We start from the raw sequence: 17,621 nt of genomic DNA, 5'->3' as shown, positions 1-17,621 counted from the left end.
GCCATGCGTATCCGACTATCGACCTGTTTCGCCGTGCTTGCACTGGCGTTGTCCGCGATTCCGGCGGGCGCCGAAACGGTGCTGCGCTACGGCATTTCGATGGCGGACATCCCGCTGACCACCGGCCAGCCCGATCGCGGCGCCGGCGCCTATCAGTTCACGGCCTACACCATCTACGATCCGCTCGTGGCCTGGGAGATGGACGTCGCCGATCGACCCGGCAAACTGGTGCCGGGGCTCGCCACCGAATGGAAGGTCGACGATACCGACAAGACCAAATGGCGCTTCACCTTGCGTAAGGGCGTGAAGTTTCACGACGGCAGCGAGTTCACCGCCGACGCCGTGATCTGGAATCTGGACAAGGTGCTCAACGACAAGGCGCCGCAATTCGATAAGCGCCAGAGTGCCCAGGTCAAGACCCGCCTGCCTTCTGTCGCGAGCTACGCCAAGATCGACGACTCCACGGTGGAGATCACCACCAAGACGGTCGATTCCTTCTTTCCCTATCAGATGCTGTGGTTCCTGGTCTCAAGCCCGACGCAATACGAGAAGCTCGGCAAGGACTGGGACAAGTTCGCGAGCCAGCCCTCGGGGACCGGCCCGTTCAAATTGACCAAACTGGTGCCGCGCGAACTCGCCGAGCTCACGAAGAATCCGGATTACTGGAACAAGAAGCGCATTCCCAAGGTCGACAAGCTCGTGCTGGTGCCGATGCCGGAAGCGCTGACGCGCACCAATGCGCTGCTGGCCGGGCAAGTCGATCTGATCGAAACGCCGGCGCCGGATGCCGTGCCGCAGCTCAAGGCGGCCGGCATGAAGCTCGTCGACAACGTCACGCCGCATGTCTGGAATTATCATCTGAGCGTGCTGCCGGGTTCGCCCTGGACCGACATCCGCCTGCGCAAGGCGCTGAACCTCGCGATCGATCGTGAGGCCGTGGTGGGCCTGATGAATGGCCTTGCGAAACCCGCCAAGGGACAGGTCGATCCGTCGAGCCCGTGGTTCGGCAAGCCGAGCTTCGAGCTGAAATACGATGTCGCCGCGGCGAAGAAGCTGGTCGAGGAAGCCGGCTACTCGAAGGCGAAGCCGCTGAAAGCGACCTTCATCATCGCACAGGGCGGCACCGGCCAGATGCTCTCGCTGCCGATGAATGAATTTTTGCAGCAGAGCTTCAAGGAGATCGGCATCGACATCGATTTCAAGGTCGTGGAGCTCGAGACGCTCTATACGCACTGGCGCAAGGGCGCGGCCGACGAGATGAACGCCGGCATCACCGCCAACAACATCGCCTACGTCACCTCCGACCCGCTTTACGCCATCGTCCGCTTCTTCCATTCGAGCCAGATCGCGCCGGTGGGCGTCAACTGGGGCGGCTACAAGAACCCGAAGGTCGACGCGCTGATCGACGAGGCCAAGCAGACTTTCGACAGCACCAAGCAGGACGAGCTGCTGGCGCAGGCGCACGCGCTGATCGTCGACGACGCCACGCTGGTGTGGGTGGTGCACGACACCAACCCGCATGCGCTGTCGCCCAAGGTCAAGCAGTTCGTCCAGGCACAGCACTGGTTCCAGGATCTGACGACGATCGGGGCGGAGTGAGGCGACAGCTCAACCCTCTGCCGTCGTCCTGGCGAAAGCCAGGACCCATAACCACCGAATTTCGTTTGCCGAAGATTGGTGGTTGGCCGCTCGCCGTAACAACTTCTCCCTGGGGTAATGGGTCCTGGCGTTCGCCAGGACGACAGCGAGTGTGTGGTTAGCTTCAAAACCGCACATCTGCCCCCTACTTCGTCAGCAGTGCATAGGCCCCGGTCCACCCCTCCGCCGGCGGATTCACCTGGAATTCCTTGATACGCACTTCATAGAGCTTGAACAGCTTTTCCAGCGTGTCGGCATCCTCGCTCCTGCGCCCGCGTTCGATGGCGTCCAGCGCACCCTGCCAGTCGCGGCCGCGATAGCAGGCCAGCATTTCGATGGTGACGTTGCGCAGGCGCTGGAAGGCGCCGGAATGCATCACGTCCTCGCGGCCGGCGATGGCGTAGATCACTTCGGGCTCGGTCTTGCCCTTGACCATGATGAAGTCGAGCTCGAGGATCGCGAACTTGTCCTTGGCGGCGAGCGCGGTCCTCGAGCCGACGATGATGGGAAAGCCGTACTCCTTCGACTGGCCTTCGAGGCGCGACGCCAGGTTCACGCTGTCGCCGAGCACGGAATAGTTCTTCTTCAGGTCGGAGCCCATGTTGCCGACGACGCCGATGCCGGTGTTGAGACCGATACCGACATTGAGCGGGAGGTAGACGTGACCGCCATCAATGGCCTCCTGCTCGCGGTCCTTGTTCACCGCGTCGATCTTCTCCAACATCTGGATCGCGGCCTCACAGGCGTTGACCTCGTGCTCGGCATCGTCGAGCGGCGCGTTCCAGAACGCCATGATGGCGTCGCCCATATATTTGTCGATATAGCCCTTCTGATCGATGATCACATCGGTCAGCGGGGTCAGGAAACGGTTCATCAGCGCGATCAGGCCCTGCGGATCGTGCTTGTAGGTCTCCGATATGGTGGTGAAGCCGCGCACGTCGGAGAACATGATCGTCATTTCGCGCTCCTCGCCGCCGAGGACGAGCTTTTCCGGTGACTGCGCGAGTTGCTCGACCAGCACCGGCGACATGTATTGCGCGAACATGCCGCGGATCTGCACGCGCTGCCGCTGCTCGCGCACGAAGCTCGCGAAGATCAGCGTCAGATAGATCGCGGTGGTCGAGAGCAGCGGATAGGTGAAGTCGATGAGATAGCGGCGCTGGGCATAGTAGAACCAGGACACTCCGATCAGGATCGCGGCGAAGGTCGCGCCGGCAAGTACGAGGCGGACCGGTCCGAGGTTCGGCGTGAAGATGATGACGAGCAAGCCGATGACGAGCGCGGCGAGCAGCTCGACAACGAGCGCATAACCGGGCTGGGAGATCACCGCGCCGCTCAGCACGCTCTCCAGCACCTGGGCGTGGATCTCGACGCCGGGCATGGTCGAGGACACCGGCGTAGTCTTGAGGTCGTTCAACCCGCCCGCGGAGGTGCCGATCAGGACCAGCTTGCCGGCGATCTTGCCGGGCGACACGCTATTGTCGAGCACATCGGCCGCAGAGACGTAGATCGAGGGGTCCGGGCGGGCGTAATGCATCCACAGCTGGCCGTTCTTGTCAGTCGGGATCTCCAGGCCCTTGAGGCGGATCGTGCGGATACCGCTCTTGTCGGTCCTGATCAGCAGCGTCGGCGTGCCGGTGGCGACGCGCAGCATCTCCAGGCTCAGCGAGGGCATGATGTTGTCCTGCGCCCGCAGGATCATCGGCACGCGGCGGATCAGGCCATCGCGCTCGGGTCTGATCGAGAACAGGCCGCGTCCGGCCGCGACCTTCTCGATCACAGGCACGTTGCGCAACAAGCCCGGGAAGTCGAACATGAAGCGTTCAGACCCGTCCTCCCCGAGCGTCGCTACGCCGGTGAATGGAAGTGACTTGTCGAGTTCGGACAAGACTGCTGGAAGCCCCGTCTCGCCCAGCACCACGCGCGAGCGCTTGATCGCTTCGGCAAGGATCTGGTCGTTGCTCGGCAGCTCGCGCAACTTGGCGCGGGTGGCATCGTCGAGGTAGCGCATGTGGCTCGCGACCAGATCCGGATTGAGCCGGTCGGCCTCCGAGAACACGACGTCGAAGCCGATCGCGACCGCGCCGTTGCTGGTAAGGTTCTGGATCATGTCGGCGATCCGCGTCCGCGGCCACGGCCATTGGCCGAGCTTGGCGAGGCTCTTGTCGTCGATGTCGACGATCGTGACCGGCCGCGCCGCCTTGTGGCGCGGATCGATCAACTGAAACATGTCGAAGGTGCGCAGCCGCAGTTCCTGGATCGGCGGCGGATCCCACAGGCGAGCGCCGGCAAACACGACCAGCAGCGCAAGGCACATCAGCCGCGCAAACCCCAACTTCCGCGCAAACCACCGCCGCAGGATTTTGAGACGTTTCATGGCGGTTGAATATCACGCTTTCACGGGCAATGGCAGCCGGCGGCTTGGCACCCAAGCGGTCATCAGGCGTGGACGATGAAGTCGCTCGCATGGAGATGGGCCGCGGTGACGCCCTTCAGGACGATCGTGTCTGCCGCGTCGATCGTGATCAGGGTGTCCGCCGAATTGGTAGGTGACCCGGCCACATGCTGGGCCATCCAGGCGGAAAGATTGGAGGTCGTCACAACTGCCGAGAGATCGATGTGGTCCTGACCCGGCGTGAAATTCACGATCATATCGCGGTTCGAGTCGGCCGCGAACACGAACTGATCCTGATAGCCGGTTCCGATGAACAGATCTTTGCCGGTCGTGCCGGTGATCCGCGCGTGGTCGTTCGCACTTTCAGGAAGGTTGAAAATCAAGTGAATGGTATCGCTCGCCCCGTGCCCGTCGGTCACGGTGAGCGTGATCTTGTCCGTGGGCGGCTCTGCGCTGCCTTCATTGTAGATAACGGTATTCAGGCTCCCATTGATGTTTGCAAATAGACCGGAGCGCGACGACGGGCTCGCATTGCTGCCGGCAGCCTCAGTCGTGGCAGCCAGCGTGAATATCTCATTCGGAGCAGCGTCCGGGTCGACCAACGAAAGGCCATGGACGATCACCTGCTCGTCGTCGTCTTGCCTAACACTCACGTGATCGAGATCGAACATCGGCGTGTCATTCGCGCCGGTCACGCCGACTGTCAGTGTCGCCGTGCCCGCGGCCCCATGAACGTCCGTCGTCTGTATCGTGAACGTATCCGAATGGGATCCCTGCGGCAGTGCGTTGATGGCGGTTGCATCCGGAACGTAGCTGTAGTTGCCGTTCGCGTTCACCGTTAGCGAGCCGTAGTGGCCCGCGACCGTTGCAGCCGCATGATGCGTCGCATCAAGCACGGCATAGGTCAGCGACCCCGTCTCGCCACTGTCAGCATCGGTCCCGACCAGCTTGCCGGTGAGATTGGCGAAACTGTCAGTCGCAGCCGTGTCCGTGAGCGAGCCGATGTTGAGATCGGACAGCTTCGGCGTGTCGTTGGCGCCCGTCAGGTCCACCGTGTATGTCGCGGTGGTGGCAGCGCCATGCGCGTCGGTGATCTGGACCGTGAAACTATCCGAATAGGAGCCTCCCGGCAGGGCGTTGATCGACGCAGCGTCGGGAACGTAGCTATAGCTGCCGTTGCTATTGAGCGTCAGCGCGCCATAATGACCCGTGACCGTCGCGACGGCCTGGTGACCTGCGTCAAGCAGGGCATAGCTCAGCGTGTCGCCGGTGTCGACGTCGGTCCCGACCACCTGTCCCGTAAGGTCGGAGAAACTATCCGCTGCGGCCGTGTCGGTGAGTTTCCCGATGCTGCCATTGGACAACACCGGCGTGTCGTTGGCGCCGGTGACGGCGACCGTGAATGACGCCGTGCCGACAGCACCCTGCGCGTCCTTGGTCTGAATCGTGAAGACGTCCGAGTAAGGGCCTGCCGACAGCGCGTTGATCGCCGCAGCATCCGGAACGTAGCTGTAGCTGCCGACGGCATCCACCGTCAGCGAACCGTAATGACCGGCGACCGCCGTGACCGCGTTCGCTCCATCCATCACCGCGTAGTGCAACGTTGCCGTCTCGCCATGGTCGGCGTCGGTCCCGACCAGCGTTCCCGTGATGTTCGGGAAGCTATCGGTGGCGGCGGTGTCAACAAGTGGACCCGTGGTGACCGCGGCCAATGTCGGAATGTCGTTCTTGCCAGTGATGGTGACGCTGACCTCGGCCGTATGGATCTTGCCGTAATCGTCCGTGAGCGTGATGGTGGAGTCGACCTTCGCGGTCTGGTCCTTGGCGAGGAAGTCCAGCGCGCCGTCGGGGATCGAATAGCTCCAGGTGACGGTGCCGTTGTTCTTGCCAGTCTGCCCATAGATCAGCGCGGCCTTCAACGCGGCGGTCTCGTCGTCGGTGAGCGACGCGGTGAGGTCGGTGCCGCCATCCAGCCAGGTCACAGCCTGGTCGGTGACTGCAACTGTCGCTATCGGACGGTCCGTCAGGTCGATGTCGGTGAAGTGAATCGAGCCGGTTGCGGCGGGCAGCGGGTCGGAATCGCCGGAGCCGGTGGTGCTTTCGCGCTCGGAGAAGTTCGCGGTCAGGGATGCATTGACCATGTCGAACGCCGGCGCGTCGTCGATCGCATGCATCGTGATCAGCGTGTGGCCGCCATCGTCGCTGCCCGCGAAGTGCGCGTTGCGATAGTCGCCGACGAGGATCAGGTCGATGGCCTTGCCATCGTTGCCGGTGACCGTGAGCATGCCGCCGCTCGCAGGATCGGCAGCATTGGGCACGTAGACGGCGCTGGTGCCGGGGCCCCACTGGATCGTCGATAATTCGATCGTGTCGTTCACGGACAAGTCTGCGATCGAGCCGCCGAACGTGTCCGTATCGATCTCAAGCGCGGCGCCGTTGCCGTGAAGTGCGATCGTTTGCGCGACCGTGCCTTCGAGCTTCAGCAGCGCGCCGACATCTACGGTGACCGAGCCCGTGCCCGAAAGCGATCCGAACAGCGACAACTCGCCATCATGGACCTCGATGGTGCCGGTATTGGCGATGGTGCCCGAGATCGACACCGTGCCCCAGCTGTCGATGTGGTTGTGATTGACGAGGCCAGGCCCACTCAGGGAGATCGAGGCGCCGTTGAGGAGATCGATGACACCGTCATTGACGATCGTCGACGCATTGCCGAACACGCTCGTGCCGGCGACCGTCCAGGTGCCGCCGGACTCGTTGTTGAAGGTCGCGCTGGCGACCGAGATATTGCCGTTGATGTGGCCGGTGTTGTTGATCGTGAGGCTGCCGTCGGTCTCGACGATCGCATCGGTCGCGGAGGTCACGCTCAAGGCGGCGGCCGGCCCGATGGTGCCGGAATTGTCGATCACCGAACCGGTCGTGTCCTGCTGGATGTGGATCGCCGCATTGCCACCGGTGCCCACGATCGAGCCGGAATTGACGATGTGGATCGAACCGGTCGCGCCCGAAAACTCCAGCGTCGCGCCGATATCGACGATCACCTTGCCTGAACCGGCGATGCCGCCCGCAAGGTCGAGCGTGCCGCTCTGGACCTCGATGATGCCGGTATTGGCGACGCTGCCCGTGACCGTATCGACGCCCGCGCTGTAGAGATTGCCGGCATTGCTCAGGCTGCCCCCGTTGATCGAGACGTCGGTCAGATAGAGCTTCGAGTGACCATCGACCGTGATCGCTCCGGTGCTGCTGTTACTGACAGTCAGATTTGTCAGCTTCAGCGTACCATAGTTGATCGCCTCGAGATCCGCGGTGTTGGAGATGTCTTCGCCGGAGACGCCGAGCACGCCACCATTCGCCTGAATCAGATTGTGATTGGTGATGGTGTGAAGCGTGGCGGGATCGATCGTCAGCGTGCCGCTGGTGACCGTGATCGTGCCGGTGTTGGTGATGTCGGCGTTGTCGATCGCGCTCGTGCCGGTCGATTCGAGCATACCGGCAATCGTGACCGTGCCGCCGTCGATGGTCGCGCCCTGGAGATCGAGTGTCGAGCCGGACTCGACCGAGACGGTACCGCTTGCGTTGACCACCGTGTTCGAAATCAGCTTCAGCGTGCCGTTATTGATGGCTGCAAGCGTGCCCGTGTTGGTGACGGCCTCTCCGCTGACGTCGAGCTCGGCGTGGCTGGCCCGGATCGTGCCGCTGTTCGTGATCGTGGTAGCGGGATTCGTCGCCACCAGCGCCAGTAGGCCGTCGAGCGTCGACTCGAGCAGAGTGCCATTCGAGATATTGGCCTCGGTGATGGTCGTGGCGCCGGAGGAAGCAAGCGTACCGACGACGGTGAGCGTGCCGCCGGTCAGGGTCGCACCCGCCAGCGTCAGCTTCTTGGTTGCATCGACCTTGACAATGCCGCCGTTGGCGATCGCGCTGCCGGTCACGGTCGCGTCGTCGAGCGTCAGCGTGATGCCGTTTTCGACCGTGATAGCGCCCTTGTTCAGCGCCGCGTTGCCATCGATCTTGCTGTCGCCGGCGACGTTGACCGTGCCGCCGGACGCACCGTTGAAATTGTTGATGGTGCCGCCTGATATCTCGGTGCCGGCCAGCGTCAGCGTCTGTCCATCATCGATCGCGACGATATGGCTGGTGTTGGTCAGGATGTCGTTGAGCAGCGTCGCCGCGCCGGCGATCTCCAACGTGCCGTTGTTGGTGATCGCACCCTTGGACGCAGCTGAGGCCCCCTGGACCGTGGCGCCGTCCTGGAGCTTGACGGTGTTGTCGAGTTCGATGCCTGCATTGTCCGTGATCGTGATCGTCGAGCCCGACACCGTGATGCCGTCCAGCGTCAGCTTGGCATCGGCGATAACTGTGGCCGTGCTCAGCGTGGCGCCGCCATCGAACGTGCTGGCGCCGATGACATCGATCGTGCCGACGCCGTTGACAGCCCCGCCCGAAATCTCCGTGCTGGACAGTGTCAACGTCTGGCCGCCATCGACCGTCACCGTGCCGGTGTTGGTCACGACGTCATTGAGCAGCGTTGCAGCGCCGGCGATCTTCAGCGCGCCGATATTGGCGACCGCGCCACCCTGGATGCTGGCGCCGTCCTGGAGCTTGACGGTGTTGTCGAGCTCAATGCCGGCATTGTCCGTGATCGTCGAGCCCGAAACCGTGATGCCGTCCAGCGTCAGCTTGGCATCGGCGGTAACAGTGCTCGTGCTCAGCGTCGCACCGCCGTCGATCGTACTGGCGCCGGCAACGTCGATCGTGCCGAGACCGTTGATCGTGCCGCCGCTGATGGTGGCGCCGCTCACTGTCAGCTTGCCAGCGGCATCGATCGTGACGTTGCCGGTATTGGTAACGGTCGAGCCCTGATCAATGGTCAGCCAGCCATTCGCCAGCACCGTGATCGTGCCGCCGGAGGCGTTGGAGACGGTCTCGTGGGCGAAATCCGCCGTGCCCTTGACGTTGACCGCTCCTGAATTGTTCAGCGTGCCGTCCTTGAGGACGCTGGTGCCGTCGAGTTCCAGCGTGCCGGCAATGGTGACCGTGCCGCCGCTGATCGTGGCGGTGTCGACGATCAGCGTCGTGCCGGCATCGGCCTTGAGCGTGCCGCCGGCATTGTTAATTGCGGCCAGCGTCTTCAGCGTGCCGCCGGACAGCTCAATCGTGCCGGAATTGGCGATCGTGGTACCGCCAGCGAAATCGCCACCGGCCGCAAGCGTCAGATAGCCGGCATTGGTGAGCACGCTACTGTCCAGGAACTCGGCCTTGCCACCAACCGAGATCGTGCTTGCTGCGAAATTGGTGAGCTTCGAATCGGCCTTGAGGCTGATCTCGCCCGCAATCGTCAGCGCACTCTTGTTGATGACTTCCGGTGCCTTGTGGCCGACCGCGGTGTCGTAGTCGTTCATCGTGATCGACTTGGCGTAGGCCGCCGTGTCGATTGTCACCGGATAGGACGGCGTCAGCCCATGCAGCTGGTCGGTGATGACGATGACGTCGTCATTGATGGTCGGGACCGTGCCGGTTGCCCAATTGGCCGCATCCTTCCAGAAGCCGCCGGAGGGAGCACCGGGCTTGTCGGTCGCGATCCACACCACGGCGGGAGCGTCGGTGCCGGTGATCGTGACGGTGATGGTCTGCTGCGAGGTGGCGCCTTGCGCGTCCTTGAGCGTCACGGTGTAGACCAGCGTCAGCACCTCACCCTTGGGGATGAAGTCGGCGAGATAGACCGGCAGGTCAGCCAGCGACCAGTTGATGGTGCCGGTGCCGTCTCCGGTGCTATCGGCGCCCGCCGCGATCGCGACCGACATCGCGCTCTGGAACGCCGCGAGTGGGCCGGGCGGAACGCTACCATCAGGCAGGGTCGCACTGGTCAGCTTGACCGCGACCGTGTGGGCGTCGGTGAGGTCGACATCCGTGAAGGTCAGCGTGCCCGAAGTCGGCACCTCGCTGGTGAGCGGGCCACCGGGTTTGCTGGTGCCGCCCTCGAAGATGATGACGGGAACGCTGGTGGTGATCACCGGCTTGTCGTTGGTGCCGGTGATCGTGATGGTGATGTCGATGGGCGACGTTTCGGGATTGACCGAGAAATTATTGTTGACGCGAACCTTGTAAGTCAGCGTCAACGTTTCACCGGCCGCTAGGAAGTCGAAGACGTGGTCGGGAATCGTGTAGGTCCAGACCGCCGAGCCGTTGTTGTTGTTACCGCCGGCTGCGGCGACGCTGATCTGGGTTTGCGTTGCCGCGATGTCCTGCTTCTGGAGTGCAGAGAGCGCGCTGGTGACATCCTGCTGGCCGGCATTCTTGTAGAGATAGTTCGGCGCGTCGCCGAGGTCTATGCTCACCGTCGGCCGGTCGCCCAGGTTCTGGTCGACGAAGGTGATCAGGCCGGAGATGGTGTCGGAATGCGTCGTGTCGCCGGTCGTATCCGCACGCTCAGTCAGCGCGAACGCCTTCTGCACATTCCCATTGAGATCAAGGCTGCGTGCATCGGGCGGGCCGGGAATGCGGGTGCTGCTCGACGGATCATGGCCGGAATCCTGCGCTCCCGGCTGATTGAGATTCGTGAAGGTCGCGGTCGCGGTGGCACCGGTGTCCGTCTTGATCACGACAATGTTGCCGGTCTGCGTGATCGAGTCGGTGAAGTTCTGGGTCAGCTTGGTGTTGCTGTTGTTGTCCGTGAACTTCAGCGTGAACACGTCCGTGATCAGCTTCTGGATGTCCGGCGACATCAGCGCATTGGAGATCGAGACGTTGCCGCCGCTGATCTGGATCATCTGGCCGGCCTGGTTGACCGTCGCGATCGGCAGCAGCGTGACCTTGTCGAACAGGATGTAGGAGCCCGTCGTGCCGTTCGGCTCGACCAGCACCTGGAAGCTCGCCTGCGGCTGCGGATCGCCGCCGCCGGCGGGAACGACGAAGTTGATCTGGCTCAGCACCGCCGTGCCGCGGATACCCATGGTGGCGACTGGCGTGTCGACCTTCATGTCTCCGTGCTTGGCGGTCTCGCCGGCAACGAAGGTGATGGTGCCCGCGACCAGACTGAGGAGAGAGGAATTGTTCGACCCGTTGGGGTCGTAGACCATCTCGTTCAGCACCATCCGCGCATTGGAGGACAGGCCGAACACCGTGCCGTCGATGAACGTGATGCCGAGCGTCGAGTCGCCACCGGTCGAGACCACGTCGCCCTTCTCGACGTTGTCGCCGTTGTTCAGGATGACGGAGACGCCGTTACGAACCGCGGTCGCGCTGCCGGAGAGCTTGGTGACGTGGCCGATGACCTGGGCGGCGGCAATGCCGGAGGCGGCCTGCGCATATTGCACATGGCCGGTGAGTGCGTTGACGACGTCGCCGGTGAGGTGCGCGCCGTCGGGCGAGGCGATCGCCGCGCGCTTGTCGCCCCTAAAATAGTCGTGAACGACGAAGTCGTGGCCGTCATGGGACAGCACGAGGTCGAAACCGGCGCGCTTGAAATCGCCGTTGAAGATCAGGTTCGGGTCGGGAACGACGAATGCGCCGTCAGGCACATGACCATGTGCCTTTGCGGTAAAGGAATCGACGTGGCCATCGGCGGGCGATCGGGAACCCAAGCCGTCCAAGGAAATCGCGGCGTCAAATTTGCCAGCGTAATTCAATCCGGGCACCAAAAAAGGAGTTAAAATCTAAGTAAGTATCGCTCGCCTAAACTTGCATATCATTACCAAGTCCTTAGCGAAACCACCTATTGCTTGTGTGATTTCGCATCACCAAGCGGTCGATGCTCTCAGGCGGCTGGGCACCTGCAGAGAAGTCAAAGTAATCTTTCAAATACTCATACGTAAAGCAGCGCTTATTTTCGCTCATTCCAAGTAACCTCATGTATTATATTGCAGAAATCCCACAATAGATACTTATGTCATCTTTTGTTCGTGGTGCCCCGCACCACCCTGCGGCAAATACGGGGCCAAATCTGTGATCCAACTAACAGAAGCCGTGAAATAGCGAGCCGTTAGCCATAAGGCGCAGAATCAGTTCCACCACAACTTGTGCCTGCAATTGGTCCTTCTTCGCGGCAACTGCCGCTCTCCTAGCCGGCGAATCGTAAAATTTTACGCAATATGAGCAGGCCCGTTTCAGCCTGTTGCCCGGTTTTGGGACCCCAGCCGGGCGCGTTAAGCAGAACAAAACCGCCTGCCTCGCACTATCTCCGCGAAAGCAACAAAGCCCGGCACGTGCAGGTCGAGGGGGACCTGGCGAAGCCGGAAGGGGATGTCAGATGGAGACCGCTGCTCGTTCGCGCGCCTGGCGCGCAATCCTAGTGCTGTGCGGATTGATCCTGCTCGGATCGGCCGCCGAGCTTCGCGCTGGCACGCTGTTGTCGCCGGGAGCCGGCGTCCTCGTGCGCAAATCCGCCGAGCCGTTCGGCGTGTTCGCCTTCGCCATCTCCGCCGGCAGCCTGCAACAAAAATGGCTCGCGCTGAGGTCCAGGCTCGATGATGACATGGTGCAGCTCGCGCTGTGCGACGGCGACCGGGACAATTGCGCTTCGCCGGCTGCGCTGAAACTGCTGGCCATCGTCGACCAGGCCCGCAGCCGCGACGGCCGCGCTCTGCTGGGCGAGACCAATCGCGCGATCAACCTCGCCATCCGTGCCGCCGCTGACGGTCCTGAGGACGTCTGGAGTTCACCTCTCGCGACCTTCGCGCGTGGCGCCGGGGATTGCGAGGACTATGCCATTGCCAAGCTCGCCGCTCTTAAGCTCGCGGGCATTGCCGCCGAAGATCTCCGCATCGTCGTGGTGCGCGACGTCAGGGCCGGCGAAGAGCATGCGGTTGTCGCTGCACGGCTCGACGGCCACTGGCTGATGCTCGACAACCGCCGCATGGCGATGGTCGAGGACGACGCCGCACGGAGCTACCAGCCGTTGTTCGTGCTCTACCAGTCGGCCGTGATGAAGTATGTCGACGAACCCGTGCGGTTCTCGATGATCGCCGCCGAGGCGCGTTGACTTTCTTGTAGCCCGGATGGAGCGAAGCGAAATCCGGGGCCGCCGCCTGTCGCACGAATCCCGGATTGCGCTGCGCTCCATCCGGGCTACCAGGATCAAGTAGCTTACCCCACAAAGCCATTTCGCCGCGCGATTCGGGACGCTAGCATGGCCGCGGCTATGCGGGGGCGACCGGAATGCGGTTCATCGTGCTGACTATGCTTGCACTGCTGGCGTTGCCGGCGGCGCCAGGCTTCGCGCAATCCAGCCCGTCCGACCGCTCCGTCGCCGACAGGCTGCCGTTGTTCGCCAGGAACAACTGCCAGCAGATCCGCGATCCCGGCAATCAATTGTTCTGCGGTGATGCCGAGCTTGCCGCCGCCGCCGAGAAGCTGAGCACGGGAATCGAGGCACGGCTTGCCCGCCTGCCCGATCGCCTGCCTGGGATCGAGGAGAACGCGATCTGGATTCGCCAGCGCAACCTCGGTTGCGGCATCGTCGGCCAGACCGCGATCCGCACCGACGATTTCGACCGCGTGAAGGCATGTCTTCTGAAGGTGACCGATGAGCGCGCTGCGATCGTGCGCGATCCGGATTTCGACTGTCTCGCGGCCAACACCGCCGCGGGCGCACTGATCTGTGCGGACCCGTCGCTGGCGCTTGCCGAGACCGACTTGAACAGCCAGGTCCTCGGCTTGATCGGCAAGCTCGATCCGACCGCGGCACGCTTTGCCTTCGCCGAATATGGCCGGTGGACGCGGGAGCGCGATCGCAAATGCAATCTGGTCGGCAAGGAGAACGTGCCGCTCGGGGAGCTCGAGTCCGCGGAGGACTGTCTCGCCGGCTATCTGAAGCACAAGACCGACGAGATTGGCGCGGCGAAAGGCGATCCGAAGAAGGTGTTCGGCCGGCAGGTCGCAGCCCGCGCGCCCGACACCGATGCCGTCGACTTCTGTGCCGCGCGAATCCACGCGGCCAATTCCTGCGGCAACTTCCTCCGCATCAACCGCGTCTATGCGCTCGACAGCCAGGTGGGCGAGCAGGAGGCGCAGGTCACGGGCGAAATCGAGATGGCCGTGCTGGCGCCCTTCGCCACCTGTAGCAAGATCGCCACGACGTGCACGGGCACCTGCTGGGACGCCAGAACGGGTCGTCCGCAGCCTGGCGTCAGCAACAAGGAGCGCTCCGCAGACGCCTTCAACGTCACGCGCCGCCTGCGAATCCAGCGCACATTTGCGTTTGTCAAAGCCGCCGATGGCTGGCGCTGCCGGGAAGACGAGCTGGCCCCGGTGAATTCAGGCACCGCGGGTGGGGGATCGTAGGGCTGTGTGCTCTCCCTCGCCCCGTTCTTACGGGGAGAGGGTTGGGGTGAGGGGCTGCTTCAGCGAATCCGGTGACAGTTCGACTCGCGGAGAGCCCCCTCACCCGGAATTTGCTGCGCAAATCCCGGCCTCTCCCCGCATGCGGGGAGAGGCGAAGAAATCAAAACATCAGGTTGTCCTTCACCAGAACCCAGCGGCCGCCCTTGACCTGCTGCACCTGGGTGATGGTGTTGGCGAGGTGGTCGGTCTTGGAGAATTTGGTCGGCGGCGAGTTGAAGATGTCGAGGAACTTGTCGCCCGATTCCAGCGCGTCCAGCATCTTCTGGCCGGTGAGATCCTTGCCCGCCTTGTTGGCGTAGAACGCAAACGTCGTCACCGCATTGTAGCCGATGATCGCCTGCGTGTTGGCATCGGTGTTGAACATCTTCTTGTAGTTGATGAGCCAGTCGTGGACCTTGCCCTTGGCGGTGTCCTCATAGGGGATCTCGAAGCCGCTCGCCGCATAGAGGCCCTCGACGGCGTCCTTGCCGAGCGCCGGCACTTCCAGCACGTTGGTCGGCGTTGCCCCCAGGAAGGTGACGTCCCAGCCGAGTTTCTTCGCCTCCGTCATCGCGCCGATGGTCTCGCGGATCACGGTGCCGAGCACGACGAGGTCGCAGCCGTCGGACTTCATCTTGGCGATCTGCGCGCTGAAATCGGAGGCGCCGCGCTTGTAGCTCGTCACCGAGGCCGGCTGCAGCTTCATGGCCGTCAATTGCTGGGTGAAGCCGTCGAGCACGTTCTTTCCGTACTCGTCGTCCTGGTGCATGATGCAGGGCTTCTGGAAGTTCTTCCACTCCACCATGTATTTCAGCGCGGCGCGCGTGCTCTCGACATAGGGCAAGAGGTTGTTGAACTTCAGCCGCTCCTGCGGCTTAGCCGGGTCGAACTTGAAGGTGAACTCGGCGGCGGTCAGCGGGAAGAGCTGGAGCACGCCGGCATCGAACAGGATGTCCTGCGCGGCGAGCGTCGGCGCCGATCCCATCGAGCCGATCATTGCAAATATCTTGTCGCGCTCGACCATCTTCTGGGACGCCAGCACGCCCTTCTTCGGATCGTAGCCGTTGTCCTCGAGGATCATCCTGATCTTGCGGCCATTGATGCCACCGGCCGCATTGATTTCCTCGACCGCCATCTTCATGCCGTTGGAGACCGGCACGCCCCAGACCTTGATCGGCCCCGACAGATCCTGATGGGTGCCGATGACGATCTCGGACGCCGAGATGCCTTCATTGGTGACCTTGGTTTGCGCGACAGCGGGCAGACAGGTGAGCACCACCGCGCCTGCCGCAAAGCCGAACGTTCTCAACGATCTCGACATTGACGTCTCCTCTCCTTGGGGCCCTTATGGTGCGAAGGGTGGGGCCATCACTCCTTCGCTGTTATTTAAACAAGATTGTTCAAGCCACCGCCCGCGCCGGATACATCGCGTCGATTTCGGCGGCATAACGCTTGTTCACGAAGCCGCGCTTCAGCTTCATGGTCGGCGTCAGCTCCTCGTCCTCCGGAGTGAGCTGGCGTTCGATCAGATAGAATCTCTTGATGGTCTCGACGCGGGCGAAATTGGCATTGACCGCTTCGATCTCGCGCCAGATCAGATCCTGGATCTCCGCCGCGCGGCACAGGCTGGCATAATTGGTAAAGGGGATGTCGTGGTCCTGCGCGAACTTCTCGACATTCTCCTGGTCGATCATCACGAGGCAGGTGAGGTATGGCCGCTTGTCGCCGATCACCACGGAATCCGAGATGTAGGGCGAGAATTTCAGCTGATTCTCGATCTCGGACGGCGTGATGTTCTTGCCGCCCGAGGTGATGATGATGTCCTTCATCCGGTCGGTGATGCGGACGAAGCCCTCATTGTCGATGGTGCCGACGTCGCCGGTATGCAGCCAGCCGCGATGGTCGATGGTCTCTGCTGTCCTCTCCGGCTGGTTCAGATAGCCCATGAACAGGAAGTCGCCCCTGATCAGGATCTCCCCGTCGGGCGACAGCGCCACTTCACCCCACGACACCGCCTTGCCGACCGAGCCAAGCTTGATGCGTTCCGCCGGCATCATGGTGGCGACCCCGCAATTCTCGGTCTGCCCGTAGACCTCGTGAATGTCGATGCCGAGCGCGAGATACCAGCGGATCAGCTCCGGCGCGATCGGCGCCGCGCCGGTGAAGGCGATGCGGCATCGGTCGAGCCCGATCATGCGTCGGATGTTGCGAAAAGCGAGCCGGTAAGCGATGCCGTTGGCGATGCGCAACGACAGCGGCGGCGGCTTCCCTTCGATCCTGCAATCGACCATGCGATAACCAATGTCGATGGCGCGGCGGTACACCCATTGCTGCAACGGCGTCGCATCCTTCAGCGCGATGGTGATTGCGGAATAGAACTTCTCCCAAATCCGCGGCACCGCGAGGAAGATGGTCGGCTGCACCTCGCGCAGATTGTCCGGCACAGTCTCGGGACTCTCGGCAAAATTCATCACCGAGCCGAGCGCGACCGAGATGTAATAGCCGCCGATCCGCTCGGCGACGTGGCAGAGCGGCAGGAAAATCAGCCGCTCCTCGTTCTCGCGCGCTGGAATGAAATCATCGGCGTGCCGCATCTGGTGCGTGACGCTGCGATTGGCGTGCATGGCGCCCTTGGGCGGGCCCGTGGTGCCGGATGTATAGACGAGGACCGCGAGATCGCTCGCGCTGCGACTGTCGACCATCTCCTGCCACAGCGCCTCGCGGCCGGCCATGTGGTTGCGCCCGAGCGCGCGGAACTCGTCGAGCGACATCACCATGTCGTCGGAGAAGCCGCTAAGGCCCTCCATGTCGAACACGATGATCTTTCGCAGGGACGGACAGCGTGCGCGGCAGGCCAGGATCTTGTCGAGCTGCTCCTCGTCCTCGGCGAAGATCACTTTCGTCCGGGAATCGTTGACGAGATATTCGACCTGGGATGAGGCATCGGTCGGATAGATCCCGGAAGAGACGCCGCCGGCGCACAGAATGCCCATGTCGACATGGACCCATTCCGGCACGGCGTTGGCGATGATGGAAGCAACGTCGCCGGGCCTGAAGCCGATGGCGTGCAGCGCGTAGGCGATCTCCTTCGAGATCTCCAGCCATTCGCGCCAGCTGGTCGGCTGCCAGATCCCGAATTTCTTCTCGCGTATAGCCGGCCTGTCGCCCCGCGTCTCCGCGGCGCGCAAAAAGCTTTTCGCGATCGTGTCAGCGACCGTCAGCACCGCCGGTCGGGCCATGCACGTCTCCTCCTTGTCGCGCTCCCCTC

7 protein-coding genes are annotated in these 17,621 nt (G+C 62.8%); 3 read left to right on the top strand and 4 right to left on the bottom strand.

The window, feature by feature from the left end:
• Nucleotides 1–3: 3 nt before the first annotated feature.
• Nucleotides 4–1,599, top strand: a complete 1,596-nt coding sequence (locus ABIB91_RS04635) for an ABC transporter substrate-binding protein (RefSeq protein ID WP_219681149.1) — start codon at nt 4–6, stop codon at nt 1,597–1,599.
• A 184-nt stretch (nt 1,600–1,783) separates the two neighbouring features.
• On the opposite strand, the gene ABIB91_RS04630 is transcribed toward ABIB91_RS04635, so the two are convergent.
• Both ABIB91_RS04630 and ABIB91_RS04625 read right to left on the bottom strand, forming a co-directional pair.
• A complete protein-coding gene (locus ABIB91_RS04630; RefSeq protein ID WP_354159627.1) occupies nt 1,784–4,015 on the bottom strand; it encodes a CHASE2 domain-containing protein in 2,232 nt (743 codons plus the stop codon).
• A 62-nt stretch (nt 4,016–4,077) separates the two neighbouring features.
• Complete coding sequence (locus tag ABIB91_RS04625) at nt 4,078–11,661, bottom strand: VCBS domain-containing protein (RefSeq protein WP_502916946.1); 7,584 nt, start codon at nt 11,659–11,661, stop codon at nt 4,078–4,080.
• A 620-nt stretch (nt 11,662–12,281) separates the two neighbouring features.
• Here ABIB91_RS04625 and ABIB91_RS04620 point away from each other — a divergent pair.
• Nucleotides 12,282–13,013 (top strand): transglutaminase-like cysteine peptidase, encoded by a 732-nt coding sequence (locus tag ABIB91_RS04620; protein WP_354159631.1) that lies wholly within the window; start codon nt 12,282–12,284, stop codon nt 13,011–13,013.
• A 176-nt stretch (nt 13,014–13,189) separates the two neighbouring features.
• A complete protein-coding gene (locus ABIB91_RS04615; protein ID WP_354159633.1) occupies nt 13,190–14,314 on the top strand; it encodes a lysozyme inhibitor LprI family protein in 1,125 nt (374 codons plus the stop codon).
• A gap of 160 nt (nt 14,315–14,474) precedes the next feature.
• Here the strand turns inward: ABIB91_RS04615 and ABIB91_RS04610 are convergent, their stop codons facing one another.
• Nucleotides 14,475–15,674: an ABC transporter substrate-binding protein gene (locus ABIB91_RS04610; RefSeq protein ID WP_354159635.1), complete on the bottom strand. Its 1,200-nt coding sequence runs from the start codon at nt 15,672–15,674 to the stop codon at nt 14,475–14,477.
• 79 nt (nt 15,675–15,753) lie between these two features.
• A complete protein-coding gene (locus ABIB91_RS04605) occupies nt 15,754–17,592 on the bottom strand; it encodes an AMP-dependent synthetase/ligase (RefSeq protein WP_354159637.1) in 1,839 nt (612 codons plus the stop codon).
• Nucleotides 17,593–17,621 lie beyond the last annotated feature (29 nt).

The sequence above is a fragment of the Bradyrhizobium sp. JR4.3 genome (genome assembly GCF_040547695.1).
GTDB lineage: Bacteria > Pseudomonadota > Alphaproteobacteria > Rhizobiales > Xanthobacteraceae > Bradyrhizobium > Bradyrhizobium canariense.
The sequence above is the reverse complement of the archived record's forward strand: the minus strand, read 5'-3'. Positions and strand labels throughout refer to the sequence as shown.